The 21,829-nt window shown below is 69.8% G+C and carries 20 protein-coding genes; 11 read left to right on the top strand and 9 right to left on the bottom strand.

Annotated features, from left to right (window positions below; all coding sequences use genetic code 11):
• Nucleotides 1–35 precede the first annotated feature (35 nt).
• Both ACTJJ4_RS15070 and ACTJJ4_RS15065 read left to right on the top strand, forming a co-directional pair.
• On the top strand, nucleotides 36–863 hold the full coding sequence (locus ACTJJ4_RS15070; protein ID WP_440944074.1) for a sulfurtransferase: 828 nt from the start codon (nucleotides 36–38) through the stop codon (nucleotides 861–863).
• Nucleotides 864–911: 48 nt separating this feature from the next.
• The gene (locus ACTJJ4_RS15065) at nucleotides 912–1,328 is read left to right on the top strand and encodes a PLD nuclease N-terminal domain-containing protein (RefSeq protein ID WP_292701048.1); all 417 of its coding nucleotides are present in this window, start codon (nucleotides 912–914) and stop codon (nucleotides 1,326–1,328) included.
• Here the strand turns inward: ACTJJ4_RS15065 and ACTJJ4_RS15060 are convergent.
• From ACTJJ4_RS15060 to ACTJJ4_RS15045, 4 genes are all read right to left on the bottom strand, one after another.
• Nucleotides 1,311–2,270, bottom strand: a complete 960-nt coding sequence (locus ACTJJ4_RS15060) for an epimerase (RefSeq protein ID WP_440944073.1) — start codon at nucleotides 2,268–2,270, stop codon at nucleotides 1,311–1,313. The two genes, ACTJJ4_RS15065 and ACTJJ4_RS15060, sit on opposite strands and share 18 nt — an antisense overlap.
• 98 nt (nucleotides 2,271–2,368) lie before the next feature.
• A complete protein-coding gene (locus ACTJJ4_RS15055; RefSeq protein WP_440944072.1) occupies nucleotides 2,369–2,989 on the bottom strand; it encodes a DUF4166 domain-containing protein in 621 nt (206 codons plus the stop codon).
• Nucleotides 2,990–3,096: 107 nt separating this feature from the next.
• On the bottom strand, nucleotides 3,097–4,890 hold the full coding sequence (locus ACTJJ4_RS15050) for a glycoside hydrolase family 3 protein (protein WP_440944071.1): 1,794 nt from the start codon (nucleotides 4,888–4,890) through the stop codon (nucleotides 3,097–3,099).
• A 123-nt stretch (nucleotides 4,891–5,013) separates the two neighbouring features.
• Nucleotides 5,014–6,207: an ROK family protein gene (locus ACTJJ4_RS15045; protein WP_440944070.1), complete on the bottom strand. Its 1,194-nt coding sequence runs from the start codon at nucleotides 6,205–6,207 to the stop codon at nucleotides 5,014–5,016.
• A 111-nt stretch (nucleotides 6,208–6,318) separates the two neighbouring features.
• Here ACTJJ4_RS15045 and ACTJJ4_RS15040 point away from each other — a divergent pair, with 111 nt between their 5' ends.
• Genes ACTJJ4_RS15040 through ACTJJ4_RS15005 form a run of 8 tightly spaced genes read left to right on the top strand, consistent with a single transcriptional unit; the run spans nucleotide 6,319 to nucleotide 15,073 of the window.
• Nucleotides 6,319–7,431: a Gfo/Idh/MocA family protein gene (locus ACTJJ4_RS15040; RefSeq protein ID WP_440944069.1), complete on the top strand. Its 1,113-nt coding sequence runs from the start codon at nucleotides 6,319–6,321 to the stop codon at nucleotides 7,429–7,431.
• Nucleotides 7,432–7,464: 33 nt separating this feature from the next.
• Entirely contained in the window at nucleotides 7,465–8,949 is a 1,485-nt protein-coding gene (locus tag ACTJJ4_RS15035) for a GMC oxidoreductase (protein WP_440944068.1), read from the top strand.
• A gap of 56 nt (nucleotides 8,950–9,005) precedes the next feature.
• Entirely contained in the window at nucleotides 9,006–10,319 is a 1,314-nt protein-coding gene (locus ACTJJ4_RS15030; protein WP_440944067.1) for a sugar ABC transporter substrate-binding protein, read from the top strand.
• Nucleotides 10,320–10,325: 6 nt separating this feature from the next.
• Complete coding sequence (locus ACTJJ4_RS15025; protein WP_440944066.1) at nucleotides 10,326–11,279, top strand: carbohydrate ABC transporter permease; 954 nt, start codon at nucleotides 10,326–10,328, stop codon at nucleotides 11,277–11,279.
• The gene (locus ACTJJ4_RS15020; RefSeq protein ID WP_440944065.1) at nucleotides 11,276–12,103 is read left to right on the top strand and encodes a carbohydrate ABC transporter permease; all 828 of its coding nucleotides are present in this window, start codon (nucleotides 11,276–11,278) and stop codon (nucleotides 12,101–12,103) included. Before ACTJJ4_RS15025 ends, ACTJJ4_RS15020 begins: the two co-directional genes overlap by 4 nt.
• A 46-nt stretch (nucleotides 12,104–12,149) precedes the next feature.
• The gene (locus tag ACTJJ4_RS15015; RefSeq protein ID WP_440944064.1) at nucleotides 12,150–13,094 is read left to right on the top strand and encodes a sugar phosphate isomerase/epimerase family protein; all 945 of its coding nucleotides are present in this window, start codon (nucleotides 12,150–12,152) and stop codon (nucleotides 13,092–13,094) included.
• Between the two features lie 12 nt (nucleotides 13,095–13,106).
• Nucleotides 13,107–14,069: a sugar phosphate isomerase/epimerase family protein gene (locus ACTJJ4_RS15010; protein WP_440944063.1), complete on the top strand. Its 963-nt coding sequence runs from the start codon at nucleotides 13,107–13,109 to the stop codon at nucleotides 14,067–14,069.
• On the top strand, nucleotides 14,066–15,073 hold the full coding sequence (locus ACTJJ4_RS15005; protein WP_440944062.1) for a sugar phosphate isomerase/epimerase family protein: 1,008 nt from the start codon (nucleotides 14,066–14,068) through the stop codon (nucleotides 15,071–15,073). The genes ACTJJ4_RS15010 and ACTJJ4_RS15005 overlap by 4 nt, the downstream gene beginning before the upstream one ends.
• Nucleotides 15,074–15,082: 9 nt before the next feature.
• On the opposite strand, the gene ACTJJ4_RS15000 is transcribed toward ACTJJ4_RS15005, so the two are convergent.
• From ACTJJ4_RS15000 to ACTJJ4_RS14980, 5 genes are all read right to left on the bottom strand, one after another.
• A complete protein-coding gene (locus ACTJJ4_RS15000; RefSeq protein WP_440944061.1) occupies nucleotides 15,083–15,991 on the bottom strand; it encodes an NYN domain-containing protein in 909 nt (302 codons plus the stop codon).
• 2 nt (nucleotides 15,992–15,993) lie between these two features.
• Complete coding sequence (locus ACTJJ4_RS14995; protein WP_440944060.1) at nucleotides 15,994–17,019, bottom strand: Gfo/Idh/MocA family protein; 1,026 nt, start codon at nucleotides 17,017–17,019, stop codon at nucleotides 15,994–15,996.
• Nucleotides 17,020–17,118: 99 nt separating this feature from the next.
• The gene (locus tag ACTJJ4_RS14990; RefSeq protein WP_440944059.1) at nucleotides 17,119–18,174 is read right to left on the bottom strand and encodes an LLM class flavin-dependent oxidoreductase; all 1,056 of its coding nucleotides are present in this window, start codon (nucleotides 18,172–18,174) and stop codon (nucleotides 17,119–17,121) included.
• A gap of 38 nt (nucleotides 18,175–18,212) precedes the next feature.
• Nucleotides 18,213–19,505: an O-acetylhomoserine aminocarboxypropyltransferase/cysteine synthase family protein gene (locus tag ACTJJ4_RS14985; protein WP_440944058.1), complete on the bottom strand. Its 1,293-nt coding sequence runs from the start codon at nucleotides 19,503–19,505 to the stop codon at nucleotides 18,213–18,215.
• Nucleotides 19,502–20,194 (bottom strand): alpha/beta hydrolase, encoded by a 693-nt coding sequence (locus tag ACTJJ4_RS14980; protein WP_440944057.1) that lies wholly within the window; start codon nucleotides 20,192–20,194, stop codon nucleotides 19,502–19,504. The genes ACTJJ4_RS14985 and ACTJJ4_RS14980 overlap by 4 nt, the downstream gene beginning before the upstream one ends.
• A gap of 120 nt (nucleotides 20,195–20,314) precedes the next feature.
• Between ACTJJ4_RS14980 and ACTJJ4_RS14975 the strand changes: the two genes are divergently transcribed.
• Nucleotides 20,315–21,829, top strand: coding sequence for an ABC transporter substrate-binding protein (locus ACTJJ4_RS14975; protein WP_440944056.1), 1,515 nt, complete (start codon nucleotides 20,315–20,317; stop codon nucleotides 21,827–21,829).

Genomic DNA, 21,829 nt, shown 5'->3' with positions numbered 1-21,829 from the left:
CCCGCGAGCGAGACGTCCCGAGTGAGGAGCCGGACATGAACCCCTTGATCAGCGCCGCCGAGTTGAAGGATCGGCTCGGCGAGGTGCGCGTGCTCGATGCGCGCTGGCAGCTCGGCCGCGATGACGGACGCGAGCAGTATCTCGCCGGGCACATCCCCGGTGCGGTGTTCATCGACGTCGAACACGAGCTGTCGCGTCACGGCGAGCCGAGCGAGGGGCGGCATCCGCTGCCGGACGACGCTGCGCTCGCCGCAGCCGCGCGGCGGTGGGGGATCAGCGACGGCGTGCCCGTGGTGGTGTACGACGACCATCGGATGCTGTCGGCCTCGCGCGCCTGGTGGGCGCTCCGCCGCGCCGGCCTCGCCGACGTCCGTGTGCTGGACGGCGGGTGGCCCGCCTGGCAGGCCGCGGGAGGCGAGACCGCCACCGGTGACGTCGAGACGTCCGAGGGTGACGTCGTGCTGGGCGCGCCGGGAGCCGCGGGGACGATCGACACCGAGGGCGCCGCGGCCTGGCCGCAGACGGGTGTGCTGCTGGATGCCCGTGCGGGCGAGCGCTATCGAGGGGAGACCGAACCCCTCGATCCGATCCCCGGCCACATCCCGGGCGCGCGCAACCTGCCGATCGCGCGGATGCTGACCGAGGACGGCCGCTTCCGGCCGGCATCCGAGATCGCGGCGGCGTTCGACGAGGCGGGCGCCGATGGCAGCATGCCGATCGCGGCATACTGCGGCTCAGGGATCACCGCAGCGCAGCTGGCGCTGGCCGGTGAGCTCGCCGGCCGCGAGGTGGCGGTGTATCCGGGATCATGGAGCGCCTGGTCGAACACGCCCGGGCTTCCCGTCGCCACGGGCGAGGAGTGACCGGCCGGGGTCGCCCGGTGGCGATGCCGCGTCGGCTACTCTGAGCGCATGGGTTACCTGGTCTCGCTGCTCGTCCTGGCGCTGATGGTGTTCGCGCTGGTGGACATCATCCGGCGCGACGACTTCCAGGTGAAGTACATGCCGAAGTTCGTCTGGCTGCTGCTGGTGATCCTGCTGCCCTTCGTCGGCAGCGTGCTGTGGTTCGGCATCGGGCGTGAGTATCCCGAGGGCGGCATCCGTCTGCAGCGGCCCGCTCGCGATCGCACCGCTTACCCGCCGCAGCCGACCGCTCCCGCGGTTCCCGTCGACACGCGCACCACCGAGCAGCAGCTCGCCGATCTCGAGCGCGAGATCGAGGAGGAGCGGCTGCGCGCCGAGATCGCCAAGCGCAAGCGCGAGCGCGAGCGCCCCTCGTCCGACTCGGGTCCGTCAGGATCAGAGGCCGGTTCAGGTCCCGAGGCCTGACGCGCGCAGCGCCTCGTCCAGGTCCGGATGCCGGAACGCGTAGCCGGCGGTCGTGAGCCTGCCCGGCAGCACCCACCGGCTCTTCAGGATCAGCTCCGTCTCGGTGCGGATGCCGAAGGCGCCGATCTCCAGCATCCACCTCGGCGTGGGCGGGCCGAAGCGCACGCCGAGCGCACGCCGGACCGCCGCCATGAACGCCCGGTTGACGACCGGGTGGGGAGTGGCGGCGTTGACCGGCCCGTCGAGCTCCGGATGCTGCTCCAGGAAGTCGATGATGCCCGTGACGTCGTCGACGTGAATCCAGCTGAACCGCTGCCGTCCGCCGCGGGCGCCCGGGAAGTGCGCGGTGCCTGCGGCGCGGCGGGCGCGGGTCACGGGCCACCGGCCGTCGAGCTGGGTGCCGCCCAGTCCCATCCTGGCGAGCGCGCGGAGCGGACCGAGCACGCCGCCGTCGCCCAGCACGATGGCCGTGCGCAGCGCCACTCGCCGCGTGGCGGGCAGATCGTCGGCGAACAGGGCCTTCTCCCAGGCCTTCGCGACCTCGACGGAGAATCCGGTGCCGAGCTCGCCGTCGGCCTCCGTCTGCGGACGGTCCTCGGCATGCCGGTAGATCGTCGCGGTGGACGAGTTGACCCACAGCCGCGGGGGAGCGGCGGCCCTGCCGATCGCGGTGGAGAGCGCGGCGGTGGTGTCCAGACGGGAGGAGAGGATCAGGGCGCGGTTCGCGGGCGTGTACCGGCAGCTGACGCTCTTGCCCGCCAGTCCCACGACGAGGCTCGCGCCGTCCACGGCGGCGTCGATGCCCGCCTGATCCGCCCAGCCGAGATCCGCACCCGTGCGCGAGATCGTCACGACCTCGCGCCCCTCGGCGCGATACTTCCGCTCCAGGTGCCGGCCGATGAACCCCGTCGACCCGCCGATCACCACATGTCCGTCGCCCATGGTCCCGCCCTTCCGATGCGTCCAGCTTCAGAGTACGGCAGAAATGAACATGTTCAAAAAATGAGTTGCGGAGAGAGGGCCGACGTCGGCGTCGGCGTTCAGCCGCCCTCGGGCTCGACGCGGTACTCGAAGGTGCCCTCGTACTCGTAGAGCCGTCCGAGCACCGGCATGTCGACGGTGAGCGCGACCCGCTGGCGGCCCGCCTGCTTCTCGGCGCTCTCCCGCAGCCGCACGACCGGCGCGATCAGGCGCGGCAGCGTGACGCGCATCCGGCCGATCCTGAGGCCGATGGCCCTGCTGCGCAGCGCGAGGGCGTCGCCGTCGACCGACACGTCGAACGCGACCGCCAGGGTGCTCGGCTCGCCGAGCTGGTCCAGTACCCGGCCGTGAGGCCGTGCGCCCACAGCATCCTTCATGGTCCAGTCGCCGTCGGGCAGGTGCAGGGTGCGGATGCCGATGGCCTTGCCCGCGACGGTGCGATTGCGCACCGTGAAGGGGACGTCCCGATGCCAGCCGGCGTGCACGACACCGTACCGCTGCAGCATCCGCAGCACCGGCCACAGCCAGCGCCGCGGGGTGCCGACGCGCTCGAAGACGCCCTCGCCGATCCCCACCTGCCCGCGCGGGATCGCCGAGAAGTAGGCGGCCAGCGCGGGATGCAGGCGGGTGCGCTGCTCGCCCAGCGCCCGCAGGTACGGGGACTGGGGCACGTGATCCATGCTTCGAGAGTAGCGCCCGCGCCGGATCGGCCCCGGCCCCGCATCGGCGTCGGGTCAGCGTCTCAGCCGGCCGGATAACCCGCGTCGGGGCTGGCCCGCGTCGGCGCTCACCAGCTCAGCCCGAAGCCGAACGGGTAGAGGATCTGCTGCGGATCGTCGGCCGAGCGGATGTCGACGGGCAGCGTGCCGGTCGGGCTGATCTCACCGGTGATGACCTTCGCGAGCGATGCCAGCGCGGGAGCCGCGTAGGAGTACGTCGCGATGTAGCCGTCCACCTCCGGCAGCTGGTTGATGTCGTAGGGATTGCGGACGGCAACGACGATCAGGTGGGTGCCGGTGGCCTCCAGCGCGGCGACCAGCTGCTTCTGACTGCTGGCGGCGGTGACGCCGTTGGTGAGTACGACTGTGACGTCGCTGTTCCGTGCGGCGGCGGCGGCCTGGTCGATCTGGGCCTGCGTCGGAGCCATGCCGGTGGACAGGGCCGTCGTGCTGGCTCCGCGCGCGGCGAGCTGATCGGCGAGTGTCTGCCCGGTGACTACCCCGTAGCCGGTGACGAGCACGCTCTTCCCGTCGACCTGGACCGGCAGAGCGCCGTTCTCGTTGCGGATCAGCGTGGTCGTGCGGTCGGTGATCTTCTCGGCCGCGCGCAGGCTGGAGTTCTTGCCCACGACGTTCATCACCTTGCCGGTGTCGACCTTCGCGTGCTTCGTCACACCCTGGTCGTACTTCATCTTCAGGATGCGCTCGACCGACTCGTCGATCCGCTGCTCCGTGATGCGGCCGGTGGCGACGGCGTCCTCGACCGCCTGGTAGGCCTCCTGCGGGGCGGCGGGGAGCAGCAGCTGGTCGACCCCGGCCTCGAGAGCGCGGACGGCCACCTCGCCGTCGCCGTACTTCTGACGCACCGCGGCCATCTCCAGGCCGTCGGTGACGATCACGCCCTGGAACCCGAGCGCGTCGCGCAGCTGACCGGTGACGATCTTCTTGGACAGGGTGGCGGGGTCACCGCTGTCGTCGAGCGCCGGCACCACGATGTGCGCGGTCATGATCGAGTCCACGCCCGCGGCGATCGCCGCTTTGAACGGCGGGGCGTCGATCTGCTGCCACTGCTCGAGCGTGTGCGTGATCAGCGGCAGGCCCGTGTGCGAATCTGTGGCAGTGTCGCCATGGCCGGGGAAGTGCTTGGCCGTCGCGACGATGCCGGCGTCGTCCTGATATCCCTGAACGGCGGCGGCCGTGAGCTCGGAGACGAGGGCGGGGTCGGACGAGAAGCTGCGCACGCCGATCACGGGGTTGTCGGGATTGACGTTGACGTCGGCGTCCGGGGCGTTGTTCTGCTGGATGCCCATCGCGGCCAGCTCCTGGCCGGTGATGGCGGCTGCCTTGCGGGTGTCCTTCGCGCTGCGTCCCGCGCCCAGCGCCATGCTGCCGGGGAAGAGCGTCGCCGGGGAGCCGATCCTGGTCACGATGCCCTGCTCCTGATCCGTGCTGACCAGCAGCGGGATGCCCGCGCCGGCGTGCTGGGCGGCATCCTGCAGACCGTTCGCGAGCGTGGCAACCTGCACGGGGTCGGTCACGTTGTCGCGCCCCGAGAACAGGATGAAGCCGCCCGGCTCGTACTCCGAGATGATGTCGGCCGCGTCCGCCTCGCCGTAGAGGGCGGTGTTGCGCGGGTCGTCGGTGGTGGCGGTCGGGCCGTAGGCGAACAGGATGAACAGCTGCCCGATCTTCTGCTCCAGCGTCATCGACGCCATGGTCGTCTGCGCGTACGCGGCGGCCGCGCGCTCGTGGCCGGGAGGCGCCCCCGCGGGGGCGGCGGATGCCGCCATCGGGGCGCCTGTGATCGCCAGGGCGACGGCCGCCGTCAGGGCTGCGAACGCGCGGAGGGGCTTTCTGTGCATGACGTTCTCCTCATCGAGATTCGTCCCCAGCTCGCCCCCAGACGTGCCCGTCAGCCTAGCAACGGCCCGTGTCCGGCGACAGTGCCCGCGATGTCCGACGGCTCGTCGCCCCGAGCCCGTGAGCTAGCGCACGGACGTGATGTAGGCGTCGACGTTCACCGGCGAGAGCACCTCGCGCGCGACCATGATGGCGGCTCCGAGTACGGCCGCGCGCTCGCCCGCCTGCGTCTGCACGATCGCGAGGTGCTGGGTCGCGAGAGGGATCGACCGCCGGTAGACGACCTCACGGACTCCGGCCAAGAGGTGCTCCCCGGCGCGCGCGATGCTGCCACCGAGCACGATGATCGAAGGGTTCAGCAGGTTCACCACGGTCGCGAGCACCTCACCGACGTCGCGGCCCGCCTGCCGGGTGGCCTCGATCGCCGTCACGTTACCGGCACGGACGAGTTCGACGACGTCCGAGCTGCTGTCTGCGGCAATGCCCTGGCCGCGGAGCGCCTCGGCGATCGCGGACCCGCTGGCGAGGGCCTCCAGATCGCGCTCCTCGCCGGGGGCACGGGTGGATTCGGGGGAGTAGGGCACGCGGACGTGGCCCATGTCGCCCGCCGACCCCTGCGCTCCCCGCTGCAACTGCCCGCCCGCGATGATGCCGGCGCCGATGCCGGTCGCCACCTTCACGAACACCAGGTCCGTCGCGTCGGGAAAGCTCGTGGCCTGCTCGCCCAGGGCGAGGACATTCACGTCGTTGTCGACGAGGACGGGAACGTCGAACGCCCGTTGCACGTACCCGGGGACATCGAAGCGGTCCCACCCGGGCATGATCGGGGGATTGTAGGGGCGACCCGTGGAGTGCTCCACGGGTCCCGGGACGCCGATGCCCACGCCGACGAGCCGGATCCCACGCGCCTCACCACCCTCCAGCAGACGGCGCCCCTCCGTCAGGACCGCGTCGAGCACGGGCACAGGTCCGGCGCTGATGTCGAGGTCCTGAGTGCTCAGTGTCAGGATGCGGCCACCGAGATCGGACAGCGCGATGGTCGCGTGCGAGGCGCCGAGGTCAGCCGCGAGGACCACGCCCGCGCGAGGATTGAAGGCGACGCGGGACGGCGGACGGCCACCCGTCGAGGCTCCCTCGCCCGCAGGCATGACCAGGCCGGACGCGACGAGTGCATCGACGCGGGAGGAGACCGTCGAGCGGGCCAGGCCCGTGAGATGCACCAGGTCGGCCTTGGTGCGGGCGTGCCCGTCGAGGAGCAGCTGAAGGATGTCGCCGGCTCCCGGGGACGCGCCGGCGGACAGTCGGTCGGCGTCGCTCATGGACCTCAGTTAACCACTTCCGGTGCGCTGATGCGCAACATTTGATTTCTGACAAAAAACTTCTGACGAAGGACTAGCAAAAGTAGGTGAACCTGTGTCAGGATCATCCGCATGACAACGGACGTCACTGACACCGGCGTCGGAATGATCCGATCCGGCTTCCTCGGCGGGGGCTTCATGGCCCAGGTGCACAGTCGCGCGGCGCGCGCGGCCGGAGCCGCGATGGCAGCCGTCGCCAGCTCATCGCCCCAGCGTGCGGAACGCGCGGCGCAGCAGCTGGGCATCGGCCGCGCCGTCGGAAGCGTCGAAGAGCTGCTGGCGGGGGACAGCGACATCGTGCACATCTGCACGCCCAACGCCACCCACGCCTCGCTCGCCCTGCAGGTGATCGCCGCGGGCAAGCACGTCATCTGCGAGAAGCCACTCGCCACGACCCTCGTCGACGCGCGCGCACTCGCGGATGCGGCCGCGGAACGAGGCGTGGTCGCCGCCGTGCCGTTCGTCTACCGCTACCATCCGATGGTCCGTGAAGCCAGGGCACGCATCGCGGCGGGGGAGATCGGCTCCCTGCTCACGGTGGATTGCGGTTACCTGCAGGACTGGATGCTGCTGCCCACCGACGACGACTGGCGGGCCACCTCGGCATCGGGCGGCCCTTCGCGCGCCTTCGCCGACATCGGCTCGCACCTCTGCGACCTGCTCGAGTTCGTGACGGGGGACCGGATCGTCCGCCTCACCGCGCGCACCCGTCGGGTGTTCGACGAGCGCGGCGGGCACCCCGTCGCGAACGAGGACGCCGTCGCGATCCTCGTCGAACTCGCCTCCGGCGCCATCGGCACGCTGCTCATCTCGCAGATGGCCGCCGGACGCAAGAACGCCCTCACGCTCGAGCTGCACGGCGCTGACGCGAGCATCCGCTTCGACCAGGAGCGTCCCGAGGAGCTCTGGGTCGGCGGACGCGAGGAGAACCGGCATCTCTTCCGCGACCCGAGCACCGCCCATGAGGGCGTCGCACGGTTCTCGCGGGTGCCCGTCGGGCACGCCCAGGGATACCAGGACGCCTTCAACGGATTCGTCGCCGACGCCTATGCCGCGGTCGCAGGCGAACAGCCCGACGGACTTCCGACCTTCGCCGACGGCGTGCGCGCCGCGCAGCTGACCGAGGCGGTCCTCCTCGCCGCCCGCGAGGAGCGCTGGATCGACGTCGGCGCCCTCGACACCTGAAACCCACCTCTCGAACCGAACAGGAACAGCAGCATGTCAGACGTCTACGATCTCGTCATCGTCGGATCGGGGCCGAACGGCACCATCATCGCCCGCGAGGTGCACGAGCGGAATCCCGACGCGAGGATCCTCGTGCTCGAGGCGGGCTCACGCATCACGGGAGTCGACGGCGAGCACCTCGTCGAGGTCGACGAGAACGCCATGAACGCCTCCTACGAGGACCTCATGCGCCGTGCGCGGCAGATCGAGTACGTCAAGGGCGCCGCCTCGATGAACAGCATTGAGGGCGACAGCTGGGACCCGTCGTCGACCGGCGTGTTCCCCGCCGCGTTCTTCGGGCACAACTTCGCACAGTTCCCCGGCGCCTCGCTCGCGTGGAACATCGGCGGCATGGGCGTGCACTGGACGGCGGCCACGCCCTGGCCCTACGCCGAGGAGGTCCCCGACTTCCTGCCGCGCGACGAGTGGGACGCCGATCTGGAGACCGCCCGCAGCCTGCTGCGCACCTACGTCGGGCCGCTCGTCGAGAACCCCTTCACCGAGCCGATCTTCGAGGCCATCAGGGCCGCCGTGCCGAGCCCGGATCCGGAACGGGAGTTCGGGTACATGCCGATGGCGGGCGTGCCGCATGCCGACCGGCCATTCGCCCGCACCGGCCCGCGCGACATCGCGCCCTACCTGTTCGACGCCAGCGAGCCGGGCCTCGAGCTGTGCACCGGCGTGTTCGTCACCCGGCTGGAGCACAACGGCAGCCGGGTCACCGGCGTGGTCGCCCGAGACCTGGTCGGCGGTGAGGAGATCGTGTTCCACGGGCGCGAGGTGCTGGTCGCAGGCGACGCCCTGCGCACGCCGCAGCTGCTGTGGGCATCCGGCATCCGCCCCGAGGCGCTCGGGGTGCGGCTCAACGAGCACGCATCCATCGACGGAGACGTCGTGATCGACGCCGCGCGCCTCGGTCTCACCGACGCCGACATCCCTACACCGCCGGCCGGCGAGCCGTTCATCGGCTCCTACTGGAGTCCGTCGATCGGAGCCGAGCGTCCCGCGCACGGCCAGCTCATGGAGCGCGAGTTCGAAGGCCAGCACCTGCTCGGCGTCGGCTGGTACTGCGCGACCGAGATCCGACCCGAGAACCGGATCGAGTTCTCCGATGAACTCACCGACGCCCTGGGCATGCCCCACATGACCGTGCACTTCTCCTACTCCGACAAGGACATGGACGTGATCCGCCAGACCATGCAGGTGCAGCGGGCCGCGGCGAACGCGATCGGCTCCTTCCCAGACGGCGACTCCGAGATCCTCCCGCCCGGGGCATCCCTGCACTACACCGGGTCGGTCCGCATGGGGGCGGCCGACGACGGCACGAGCGTCGTCGGCCCGGACGGCCGCGTGTGGGGCTTCGAGAACCTGTCTCTCGCCGGGAACGGCGTGATCCCGACCGCGCTCACCTGCAACGCCACCCTCACCGGCGCCACGATCTCGGTGCGCATCGCCCGCGCGCTGAGCTCCCGGCTCTGACCACCGACACCCCCACCCGAACACAGCACCACCCGACAACAAAGGAGTTGATAGCGATGCACACCCTTTCCCCGCGTCGCCGGAAGGCCATAGCCGCCGGCGTCGCGATCGTCGCCTCCGCCTCACTGCTGCTCACCGGCTGCGGCCGCGGCGGCGACAGCACCGGGTCGTCCGGCGCCGACGGCCCGAAGATCGACGACAAGCCCGCCACCGGGACGCTCGAGATCTGGGCGGAGGGCGCCGACGGCGCGAAGCTGCCCGAGATGTTCGAGAAGTTCAAGAAGGACAACCCCGACCTCAAGATCAACATGACGCAGGTGCCCGACACCGACTTCGTGTCGAAGATGACGGCGGCCATCACGGCCGGCACGGTTCCCGACCTGATCTACTCGTTCACCGAGCACCAGTCAGGCCTGCTCTCCACCGGAGGGTTCGACGCGGTGCCGGACGGCCTCGTGAACAAGGACGACTTCTTCCCGGCGATCTGGGACAACTCGGTCATCGACGACGTCGCCTACGGAGTGCCCTGGTACGCCTACGCCGACATGACGATCTACCGCAAGGACCTGACCGAGAAGGCCGGCGCCGAGGCGCCGACCGACTGGGACGGCCTGCGCTCCTTCGGTGAGAAGCTCAAGGAGTCGGGCGTCGAGTTCCCGCTCGCGCTCTACGTCAACTACGACTCGTACACCGCGCGCCAGCTGCTCACCTTCGCGAAGCAGAACGGCGGCGGCTTCATCTCCGACGACCAGAAGACCTGGACAATCAACTCGCCCGAGAACGTCGAGGCGCTGGAGTACTGGTCCGGTCTGATCAAGGACGGGCTCGCCTCGCCCGACGGCCCCGAGTTCCTCGACACCGTCTCGTGGTCCACGACCGGCAAGAACGCCGCGATCATCGACGGCGGCCCGTGGTTCATCGGCTGGTTCGACGATGCGAACGGCAAGGGCTGGGCCGAGGAGCACATCGGCGTCGCCGTCGGGCCGGCCGGCCCGAGCGGCGAAGAGGCGACGACGGTCGGCGGCGGAAGCTGGCTGGTGCCGACGGACTCGAAGAACAAGGATGCCGCGTGGAAGTTCACGCGCTTCATGTCGCAGCCCGAGAACCAGGTGCAGTGGTACAAGATCTTCCACAACATGCCCGCCCTGAAGGCGGCGTGGGATGACCCCGCCATGCAGGACGACCCGGTGCTCGACACGGTCAAGAAGGGCCTGGAGACCGGAGTCACCCTTCCCAAGGTCTCGACCTGGACCCAGGTCGGCGACGTCATCGGGCAGCAGATCGAGAAGGTCGTCCGCGGCGGCGTCTCGGCCAAGGACGCCCTCGACGAGGCGCAGAAGCAGGCCGAGTCGATCGGCACGGGCAGCTGACACGCCATGTCCACCACGGCAACCCGTGCCCTGACCACCGCGGAGGCGCCCGCGCGGCGCCTCCGCGGCAGCAGGAGATCGCATGAGGGCACCAGGGCGGAGGCCGCAGCCGCCTGGGTGTTCCTGACACCATTCCTGGTGCTGTTCGCGCTGTTCACCGCGATCCCGACCGTCCTGGCCGTCGGCGCCAGCATGACCGACATGACCGCGCGCGACATCCGCGATCCGCTCGGGGTGAACTTCACCGGGCTGGACGCGTTCGCGCGGATCCTCGGGAACCCGGCATTCCAGAGCGCGTTCCTCAACACGATCATGTTCGTGGCGCTGTGCGTGCCGCTCAGCATGGGGCTCGGGTTCGCGCTCGCCCTGATGCTGAACCGCGGCATCCGGCGGCTGCGCACCTTCTTCCGCGCCGCGGCCTACGTGCCGGTCATCACGAACATCGTCGCCGCAGCCGTGATCTGGCAGTACGCCTTCTCGATCTCCGGTCCGATGAACAACGCGCTGGGTGGCCTCGGTCTGCCGCAGCCGAACTGGCTCGGTGAGCCGGGATGGGCCATCACCACCGTGGTGATGATGGGCGTCTGGCGCACCACCGGAACCTGCATGATCCTCTTCCTGGCCGGCTTGCAGGCCGTGCCCGAGGAGATCTACGAGGCCGCATCCACCGACGGCGCTGGTCGCTGGCGGATGCTGTGGTCGATCACTCTCCCGCTGCTGCGGCCGACGACCCTGCTGGTCACCGTGCTGCAGACAGTGTCGTTCCTGAACATCTTCGAGGAGCCGTACCTGCTCACCAGAGGCGGGCCGCTCGGCTCCACGAAGTCGATGGCCCTCTGGGTGTACGAGCAGTTCGGGTTCGGCAACATCTCGGCGTCCATGGCGGGCTCCGTGCTGCTCCTGCTGCTCGTCGGCATCGTCGCGATCATCCAGTTCCGAATGCTGAGGCCGAAACATTGAGAACTCCATCTCCGACCCGCCAGGCGCTGACCTACGCGGCGCTGGCCGCGATCACCGTCTTCATGCTGCTGCCCTTCGTCTGGGTGGTCTTCGGCTCGTTCAAGACACAGTCCGAGTTCCTGCACAGCCCGGGTGCGTGGTTGCCCGAAGCGTTCCAGGTGCAGAACTACGTGCAGCTGTTCGCCGACCGCGGCTTCGGGCACTACATGATCAACAGCCTCGTCGTGTCGGCCGTCGCGGTCATCGGCAACGTGATCTTCAGTGCGATGGCCGGCTACGCACTGGCCAAGCTGCGCTTCCGGGGGAAGGGCATCGTCTTCCCGCTCGTCATCGGCTCGATGATCGTGCCCTACGTGGCCCTGTTCGTGCCGCAGTTCATGGTCGTCGTGCAGATGAAGCTCGTCGACACGCTCACCGCCATCGTCCTGCCGGTGCTCGTGCTGCCGCTGAGCGTGTTCATCATGCGCCAGTTCGCGCACTCGGTGCCGTTCGAGCTGATGGAGGCGGCGCGCCTGGACGGCGCGGGGGAGGCGCGGCTGTTCTTCCGGATCTTCCTGCCCTTGACCGGACCGGGCCTCGCCACGGTCGCGATCCTGTCGTTCCTCAGCTCCTGGAACAACTTCCTCTGGCCGCTGGTCGTCGCCCAGTCCCAGGGCACGTACACCGCGCCCGTCGGCCTCTCGGTCGCGTCGCAGGCCTCCAACACGATCTCGTTCGGCCTGCTGCTCGCCGGCGCGGTGATCGTGCTGCTGCCGATCCTCATCCTGTTCCTCTTCCTGCAGAAGTACTTCATCCAGGGCGTCGCCGCCACCGGACTGAAGTGACCGGCAGAGCCGCACGACCACCACAACCGACCAGAAAGGCTCCGCCATGCCCGTGAAGGACCTGAGGTTCGCCCTCAACGCGATCCAGTGGATCAACGTCAAGGAGGACCCGGCCGACCTCGACAGCGCCAGCCTCTGGCGTTTCGCCGACCCGGCGTTCGTCGCCGAGTACCCCGACGTGCTCGGCGCGATCCGGGATGCCGGATTCCGGGCCACGATGATGGAGGTGCTCGACACGCAGACCCTGCAGAGCTATGCGCGGATGGTCGAGGAATCGGGACTGGAGCTGGCCCCGGGCTACGCCGAGGTGCCGCTGCCCAGCGACCACGGCGACCGGCTGCAGAAGGGCTCCTTCGAGCGCATCCACTGGTTCGACGGGATCCGCCGCAAGGCAGAGGAGTCCAACTTCTTCGGCCTGGACACCATCTTCCTGGCTGCCGAGGTCAACCAGCAGGGCGTGCGCTGGCAGAAGCCGGCCGTCGGGCACGACTTCTCGCAGGATCGGCTCGACGAGCAGACCGAGATGATCGCCGAGGCGGTCGGCGTCCTGGTCGCCGAGGGCGTGCGCCCCGGGCTGCACAACCACGTCGGGACCTGGATCGAGACGCAGCACGAGTACGAACACGTGCTGAACAGCATCGATGCGTCGCGGCTCGGCGCGTCGTTCGACATCGGGCACCTGGAGTGGGCCGGTATCTCGGCGCGCGACACGATCGCGCGCTGGGCGGACCGCGTGCAGGACCTGCACCTGAAGGACCTCGACCTCGAGATCGCCCGGCGCAGCCGCGACGAGGGCCTCAGCTACGAGCGCGCCACGGATCTCGGGCTGTACCGTGAGCCGGGACTGGGGCAGCTCGACCTGCCCGGCATCCTCGAGGCCCTGCCCGCCGACTTCGGCGGATGGGTCATCATCGAGGTGGACAGGGCGAGCATGGATCCGGTGGACAGCGCCAGGCACACGGCCCGCTGGGTCGACGAGCTCACGGACTGAGAGGAGACGGCGATGGCACTCACGCAAGACCATTTCTCACTGAACACGCTGCAGTGGATCACCGTCTCGCTCGGCGACTCCACCGGCGAGCCGGGAAGCGTCGGCTGGGAGTTCGACCGCCCGCGGTTCCTGGAGCGGCAGCCGGTCGTGCTGCAGCAGGTGCGCGACGCGGGTTTCTCGTCGGTCATGCTCGAGGTGCTGCCGACACAGACGCTGCAGTCGTACGCCCGCGTGGTCGGGGCTTCGGGGCTCCGCGTGACCCCCGGTTACGTGCACATCGGCCTGCCCGAGGAGTTCGGCCGCGATCATGCCGGAGACGACGAGGCGCACTTCCGGTGGTTCGACGGCATCCGGCGCCGCGCGGAGGAGAGCCTTTTCATGGGTCTGGACCGCGTGTTCCTCGCGGCGGACATGGCGCCGGGGCGCCCGCGGATCGACGAGGCCGCGGCGATCGGTCACGCCTTCGACGCAGCGCGCCTCGACCGTGTCGCGAACATCATCGGCGAGGCGGCAGAGGTGCTCGCCGCAGAGGGCGTCACGCCTGCGCTGCATAATCACGTCGGAACCTGGATCGAGACCGAGGACGAGTACGAGCACGTGCTGAACGCGGTGCCCGCATCGATCCTCGCGGCCGGTCCGGATCTCGGGCACCTGGCGTGGACGGGAGCCGATGTGGTCGCTTGGGTGGCGGCGCACGCCGACCGCATCTCGGATCTCCACGTCAAGGACATGGACCTCGCGCTCGCCGCCGAGGCGCGGGATGACCGCACGCCTTACTTCGACGTCATGGCCCGGCGGTTCTTCCTGGAGCCGGGGCTCGGCGACGTGCCGATCGCCGCGGCGCTCGCTCAGCTGCCCGAGGACTTCGACGGCACCGTGCTGATCGAGGTCGACAAGCCCAGCATGGAGCCGTTCGCGAGCGCCAGGGCGAGCTGGTCGTGGATCGCCGAGAACTATCCGAAGGAGAGCGCATGAGCACCCATCCCGTCACGCTGTTCACCGGTCAGTGGGCAGACCTGCCATTCGAGGAGGTCGCCAGGCTCGCCGCGGAGTGGGGCTACGACGGCCTCGAGATCGCGGCATCCGGCGACCACCTCGACCTGAAGCGCGCCGACGAGGACGACGCGTACGCACGCGAACGACGCGAGATCCTCGATCGGCACGGCCTGAAGGTGTTCGCCATCTCCAACCATCTCGCGGGTCAAGCGGTCTGCGATGCCCCGATCGACTTCCGCCATCAGGCGATCCTGCGCGACTACGTGTGGGGCGACGGCGAGGCCGAGGGCGTGCGACAGCGCGCCGCCGAGGACATGAAGCGCGCCGCGCGGGTGGCGCGCAAGCTCGGCGTCGACACCGTCGTCGGCTTCACGGGGTCGTCGATCTGGCCGTTCGTGGCGATGTTCCCGCCCGTGCCTGCGTCGGTGATCGAAGCGGGCTTCGAGGACTTCGCCGCCCGCTGGAACCCGATCCTCGACGTGTTCGACGGCGAGGGTGTGCGGTTCGCGCATGAGGTGCATCCCAGCGAGATCGCTTACGACTACTGGAGCTCGGTGCGCGCGCTGGAGGCGGTCGACCATCGCGAGGCGTTCGGGTTCAACTGGGATCCCTCGCACATGATGTGGCAGAACATCGACCCAGTCGGCTTCATCGTCGACTTCGCCGACCGCATCTACCACGTCGACTGCAAGGACACCCGGATGCGGCCGCAGAACGGCAGGGCGGGCGTGCTCGGCTCGCACTTGCCGTGGGGCGACCCGCGGCGCGGGTGGGACTTCGTCTCGACCGGTCACGGAGACGTGCCGTGGGAGGACGCCTTCCGTGCGCTCGACGCGATCGGATACGACGGACCGATCTCGATCGAGTGGGAGGATGCCGGCATGGACCGCCTGCACGGCGCGGCGCAGGCGGTCACGTACGTGCGGTCACTGCTGTGGCCGCAGCCTGCGGCGTCTTTCGACGCGGCGTTCTCGAACCAGTGAGGCGATGCCTCACCGCTCGCGCAGGCGCACCAGCCGCTCGTGCCCGCTCTCCTCGAGCTCCGCGATGTCGTCGCGCGAACGGAGGAAGTCGTTGAAGGAGCGGAAGCCGAGCGCCTTCTCGCTGAACGAGGGGTCCATGCGGCGCATCTGGGTCTTCACCGCTGAGGCGTGCAGCCACTCGTCGGCATCCGCCTTGTCATGGCCGAGCTGCAGAGCGCGCTCCAGCAGCAGCGTCGCCTCGCCCTGCTCGTCGGGCTTCGTCGTGGCCTTCGATCGACGAGTGGTCGCCGGCTTCTGATCGGCCTTCGCCTTGGCATCCTTCGCCTGGCCGGCAGGCGCGGCATCCTTCTTCGGCCGCACCACGCCGGGCAGCGAGTCGTAGGTCGCGAACTCGTCGCAGGCCGCGGCGAGCGACTTCGCCGTGGAACCGGCGACCCCCACCCCGATCACATAGCGGCCGAGCCGCTTGCAGCGCTGCGCGAGCGGCACGTAGTCGCTGTCGCCGGCGACCACCACGACGTGGGTGAGGTCGGGCAGCCGGAACATGTCCTCGACGGCATCCACGGCCAGGCGGATGTCGGCGCCGTTCTTCGCGTACGCCGCTGCGGGGAACAGCTGCACCAGGTCGACCGCGCGGGCCACCAGCTGCGAGCGGTACTCGGCGTTCACCGGTGACGACCAGTCGGCGTAGGCGCGTGTGAGCACCAGAGTGCCGAACGAGGAGGCGTAGTCGATGATCGCGCCGACCTCGATCATCGCCTGCTTGAGCCGCTCGACCACCTCGGCGTCGTGCGGGTCGTCGGTGATCCTCTGGCGGTCCTTGCCATAGGCGTTGCGGCCGTGCACCCGGTCGTACCAGGAGATCACGATGTTGTCGAAGTCGAGGTAGACCGCGACTCGTCCGGTCGTCTCCGCCATGATCAGCGGGCCTCTCCCCGCAGGGGTGCGTCGTCGACGCCCGGGTAGACGACCCCGATCTGCCGGCGGATCTCGTCGAGCGTGCCCATGATCGCGACGGACTCGGCGATCGGCAAAGCCAGAAGAGGACCTGCTGGATCGCCGTGCAGGACTGCCTTCTCGGCGGCGGCGGCTTCGAGGTGCAGGCCGCGCGGCCCGCCATCCGGCATCCGACCGTCGAATTCCTCGATCAACGTTCCGTCGGTGGAGAAGACGCGCAGAACGCTCGGCGCCCAGAAGAACCGTTCGATCTCGACCCTCCCTTCGGTGCCGACCACGTAGGCGGCGTTCGGGCCCGCCGCGCGGGAGGAGGAGACGCTGGTCGACACCGCGCCGCCGGCGTGCGTCATGACCGTCGCGACCTCGGCATCCGCTCCCGTCTCGATCAGGCGGGCGGATGCCAGGATGGTGGCCGGCTCGCCCAGCACGTCCCAGATGAACGAGATCGGGTAGATGCCCAGGTCCAGCAGTGCACCGCCCCCGAGTTCCAGCGCGTTCAGGCGATGCGCCGGATCGGTGGGCAGGCTCTGCGTGTGGTCGGCCATGACCGAGCGGATCTCGCCGAGCGTGCCGTCAGCGATGATCTCGCGGAGGCGCACCATGTGCGGCAGGTAGCGGGTCCACATCGCCTCCATGACGACCAGGCCCTTCTCTGCGGCGATCCGCTGCAGGTCCCCGGCCTGCGCCTGCGTGACGGTGAACGCCTTCTCGACGAGCACGTGCTTGCCGTGCTCCAGCGCGAGCCGGGCGTTGTCGTGGTGCATGGGGTGCGGGCTCGCGACGTAGACGATGTCGATGTCCGGGTCGGCGACGAGCGACTCGTAGGAGGCGTGCGCACGGGGGATGTCGAAGCGCGCGGCGAACGCGTCGGCGGATTCCTGCGATCGGGAGCCGACCGCCTGCAGGTCGTGTCCCGCGGCGCGCAGGTCGGATGCGAAGGATGCGGCGATGCCGCCCGTGGCGAGGATGCCCCAACGAAGACCGGTCATGGGATCAGCGTATCGGGCGTCGCCGTCCGTCTCGCGCGAGGTTCCCGTGCGCCCTTCGTCTCGTCGCTCCGCTCCTCGCTCAGAAGCAGGAGAGGGGACTCAGGGGGCTGTCGCCAGCGAGCGCTGACCCACCAGCGGGAAGACCTGCTCGGCGATGCGGTCGAGCTCTTCGTCCAGCGGCGACGCCTGGATCAGCAGCAGGCTGATGCCGGCGTCCGCGTACTCGTCGATCCGCTCGGCGACCTGCTCGGCCGTGCCGACGAGATTCGGGCGCAGGCCGCGCGTGCCGACCGAGTACTCCCGACGGGACAGCTCCAGCGACAGGTTCGAGTTCTGCCTGAACTGCTCGAAGGAGGCGTAGCCGGGGGAGTTCGGGTCGACGGTGGTGATCCGGTCCAGCTCACGCTGCGCTTCGGCCTCGGTGTCGCGCACGATCACGTACGCGGGCATCCCGAACTCGGCGATCGGCCGGCCGTGCAGGCGCTCGGAGCGGGCGTTCATGTCGGCGACGTTGGCCCGCACCTCATCGAGCGTGCCGCCGTGCATCACGTACGCGTCCGCGAAGCCCGCGATCGCCTCCCGGCCGGCGTCGCTCTCGCCGCCCGCGAAGATCACCGGGTGGCTGGAGGGCTTGGGCTCGACGATCGTGCCGTCGAAGTCGTAGTGGTCGCCGCGGTAGGTGAACGGAGTGCGCTCCCACAGCCCGTTCAGCACCTCGACGAACTCGGTCGCCTGGGCGTAGCGGGCGTCGTGCGCGGGGAAGACTCCGCCGAACTGCCGTGCCTCCTCCGCCCACCACGCCGCGACCACGTTCAGCGCCACGCGCCCTGGAGCGATGCTGTCGAGCGTGGACACGGTCTTGGCCAGGACGGCAGGCAGGTGGAACCCGGGGCGCACCGCCGTCATCACCCGCAGACGGTCGGTCGCGGCGAGGATGGCCGCGGACAGCGACCACGCCTCCAGACTCGGGGCATCCGTGCCCTTGCGGTCGTTCAGATACAGCTCCGGGACCAGCGTGGTGTGGAAGCCGAGGCGGTCGGCCTTCACCGACACCTCGCGGATGTACTCCCACGTGGCGGCCATGCGGCCCTCATCGCGGACGTTGCGCAGGAACCCGCCGTAGACGGGCGTCCAGTATCCGAGGTCGATGGCCATGAGGGTCCTCCTGGTGCTTCGGGTTCAGAGTGCGGCGTTCAGGCGATCGCGAGCGCGCGATCGAGGTCGGCGATCAGGTCGGCGGGATCCTCGATCCCGATCGACAGGCGCACGGTGTTCAGCGAGATGCCCGCCGCCGCACGCTGGGCGGGGGTCAGATGCGAATGGGTCATGGATGCGGGGTGCGCGACCAGGGAGCGGGCGTCGCCGAGGTTCGCGACCAGGCGGAACACGCTCAACTCGTCCACCAGCCGGGCGATGCGCGCCGGGGCCTCGTCCTCGGGCCCGTCCACGTCGAAGGAGAACACCGAGGGCGCCCCCTTGGGCAGGTAGCGCTGAGCGAGAGCGTGCCACGGGCTGCCCGCGAGGCCGGGATGGTTCACCCGGGAGATAGCCGGATGCTGCGCCAGATGCTGTGCGATCGCCAGCGCGCTCGAGGACTGGCGGGTGACGCGCAGGTCGAGCGTCTCGATGCCCTGCAGGATCTGCCAGGCGTTGAACGGCGACAGCGAGGGCCCGAGGTCGTGCACGTACTTGGACTTGACCAGGGCTGCGAAGGCCTGCCCCTGCCCGAAGCGCTCCCACAGCACGAGCTCTCCGAACCGCTGGTAGGGGGCCGTGAACTGAGGCCAGCGCTCCGGTTCCGCGCCGAAGTCGAAGGTGCCCTGATCGACGACCACCCCGCCCAGCGAGGTGCCGTGACCGGAGAGGAACTTCGTCGCCGAGTGCACCACGAAGTCCGCGCCGTGATCGCCCGGGCGGATCAGCGCAGGGGTTCCCACCGTGCTGTCCACGACGAGCGGCACACCTGCCTCATGGGCGATGTCGGCGATCAGGCGGATGTCGAGCACCTGCGCGACCGGATTGGCGACCGTCTCGGCGAACAGCGCCCTGGTCTGCGGCGTGACGGCGGCCCGCCAGGCATCCGGATCATCCTGATCGACGAAGGTGACCGGGATGCCGAAATCGTCGAACGTCTCCTGCAGCAGGTCGACGGTGCCGCCGTAGAGCTGATCGGCGGCGACGATGTGCCCGCCGCGACCCGCGAGGGCGAGCAGGGTCACGGCGACGGCCGCCTGACCGGATGCGACGGCGACCGCGCTCGCACCGCCCTCGAGGGCGGCGACCCGCTCCTCGAGGATCTGCTGGGTGGGGCTGGCGTTTCGGCTGTAGATGATGCCCGCCTTGCGCAGCGAGAACAGATCGGCGGCCTCCTGCAGAGAGGAGAACTCGTAGGCGGCGGTCTGATGGATGGGTGGCACGGCGCTGAAGGAGGGGAGACCCACCGCATAGCCGCCCTGCACCTGAGTCGTGGCGAATCCCCCGGTCATGCTGCAGCTCCCCGTTCGCGCGCGGGCACGGCGCGGCGGATGACCGGCTCGTGAACGTCGCCGGCGCGGAGCCGCTCCAACCACAGCACGATGCTCGCGGCCACGCTGCGATGACTCGCATCGTTCAGGGCGTCGTGCAGGCCGCCCACGGTCTCGACGACCTCGAGGTCCGGGATCGACGTCAGCGCCGCCGTGGCCTGTGCGAACGGAGAGACGGGATCCGCCCCGCCGTGCACGGCCAGCACCGGCACCGCGATCGCGGCGAGGTCGGCGGGCGCGGGAAGGGACGCGATCACGTCTCCTTCGGAGTGGTCGCCGTGCTGCTCCGCGAGGACGCCGAGGTGCACCGGGCACGCCGTGCGCTCGGCATCCGTCGGAGTGCGCTCGGCGTCGACCACGACGCCTGCGACGATCGCCGCGTCTGCGACGTCGCCATGCGTGAGGGCGGTGAGCACCGCCGACGCTCCGGTGTCGGAGCCGACCAGCACGCGAGGGGCGTCGTCCTGCGCGGAGAGCCAGCCGGAGGCCGCATCCGCGGTCCCGAACACACCGACCGCGTACCCGTCGGCGCTGATGCGCGATCCGAAGCGGCGGTACACCGCGGCGGTCTCATCGCGCCCGGCGACCAGCGCGAGCGTCCCTCGGACGCGGGAGGGCGGGTTGAAGACGGCGGCGGGCTCGGAACTCATGCGTTCCATCTTCGGGACACGTGCTCCGGTGCGCCTCGGATGTGTCGAACTGTTGCGTACCGTGACCTCGCGCTTCAGATCGCTTGTGGAGCCGGGTTCCGCGCTCCTAGCTTCACTGCCATGACCTCACACAACCGACTCCCTGCCCTCGCCGTGCTCGCCGTCGCGACTCTCGCGATGGCCGGCTGCAGCGCGTCGGCGGGTGCGACACCCTCGGAGACCACCTCGCTCACCTGGGGCTGGCGCCTGCCGACCAGCTGGGATCCGGTCACCTCGACCGCCGGCTGGGACACCCACGCGCTCGCCCTCGTCTACGACGGACTCACCCAGCTCGACCCTGCCGGCGAAGTCGTCCCTGGCATCGCCGAGAGCTGGGACTACAGCGCCGACGGCACCGCCATCACCTTCCACCTGCGCAAGGGCGCCGAGTTCAGCGACGGCAGCCCGATCGACGCCGAGGCGGTCAAGGAGAACCTCGAACGCGGCCGCGACCAGGAGAACTCCACCCTCGCCGGGCAGCTGCGCATCGTGACCTCGGTCGACGTGAAGGATGCGAACACGGTGACCGTGCATCTGGATCAGGCCGACTACCAGGTGCCCTACCTGTTCGCCGGCAAGACCGGGTTCATCGTGAACCCCGCCGCGTTCAAAGACGTCGCCTCGCTCGCCACGCAGCCGGAGGGCTCGGGGCCGTTCGAGCTCACCGAGTACGTCCCCAACGCCCGCGCCGACCTGCAGAAGAACGACCATTACTGGAACGCCGACAACATCTTCATCGATCAGTTCCACGTGGTGCCGGTCACCGACGACGCGACGGTGGTCGCGGGCATCGACACCGGGCAGTGGGATGTCGCGATCATCCCGCCCTCGCAGGCGAAGGCGGCCGAGGGCGCGGGCCTGGACGTCGAGGAGATCAAGGCGCTCACCGTGCGGGCGCTGGACGTCAACAGCACGGTCGCGCCCTTCGACGACCAGCGCGTGCTGCAGGCGATCAGTCATGCGACCGACCGCAAGGCCCTCATCAAGGCCGCGTACTTCGGTCGCGGCACGCCGAACTGGCAGCCATTCCCCGACGGCTACTCCGCGCACGACAAGAGCCTCGACGACCTGTACCCGTACGACGTCGCCGCGGCCAGGAAGCTGCTCGCCGAGGCCGGGCATCCGGACGGTCTGAAGCTGGAGCTCGCGCTCAGCGAGGACGACACGGCGCTCGCCGAGGTGCTGCAGGCGCAGTGGGCGAAGGCCGGCATCGACGTGAAGCTCAACGTGCTCCCCGCCACGGCGATCTCGCAGAACTACGTGCAGCGCACCCATCCGTTCGTGCTCGACAGCTTCTCCGGGCGGCAGTCGCCGCTGCAGGCGCTCGAGGTGCTCTACGGACCCGAGGGCCTGATGAACCTCGGCCGGCAGACGCCGGCGGAACTGACCGCCGCCATCGATGCCGCACGGGCGACGCCCACGGACTCCCCGGAGTACGAGAAGCGCATCCAGCACGCGGTGGAGCTCGGCGTGAAGCTGCAGCCGAACACGTTCCTGTTCAGCTGGCCGCGCATCCTCGCGCACCCGTCGAAGGTCACCGGCATCCGTCACTGGCTCGACGTGCAGCGCTGGGAAGACGTCAAGGTGAAGGGCTGA

The organism is Microbacterium sp. 22195 (assembly GCF_052056515.1).
Lineage (GTDB): Bacteria > Actinomycetota > Actinomycetes > Actinomycetales > Microbacteriaceae > Microbacterium.
Note: the sequence above shows the minus strand (reverse complement) of the source record. Positions and strands in the feature narration are given on the sequence as shown.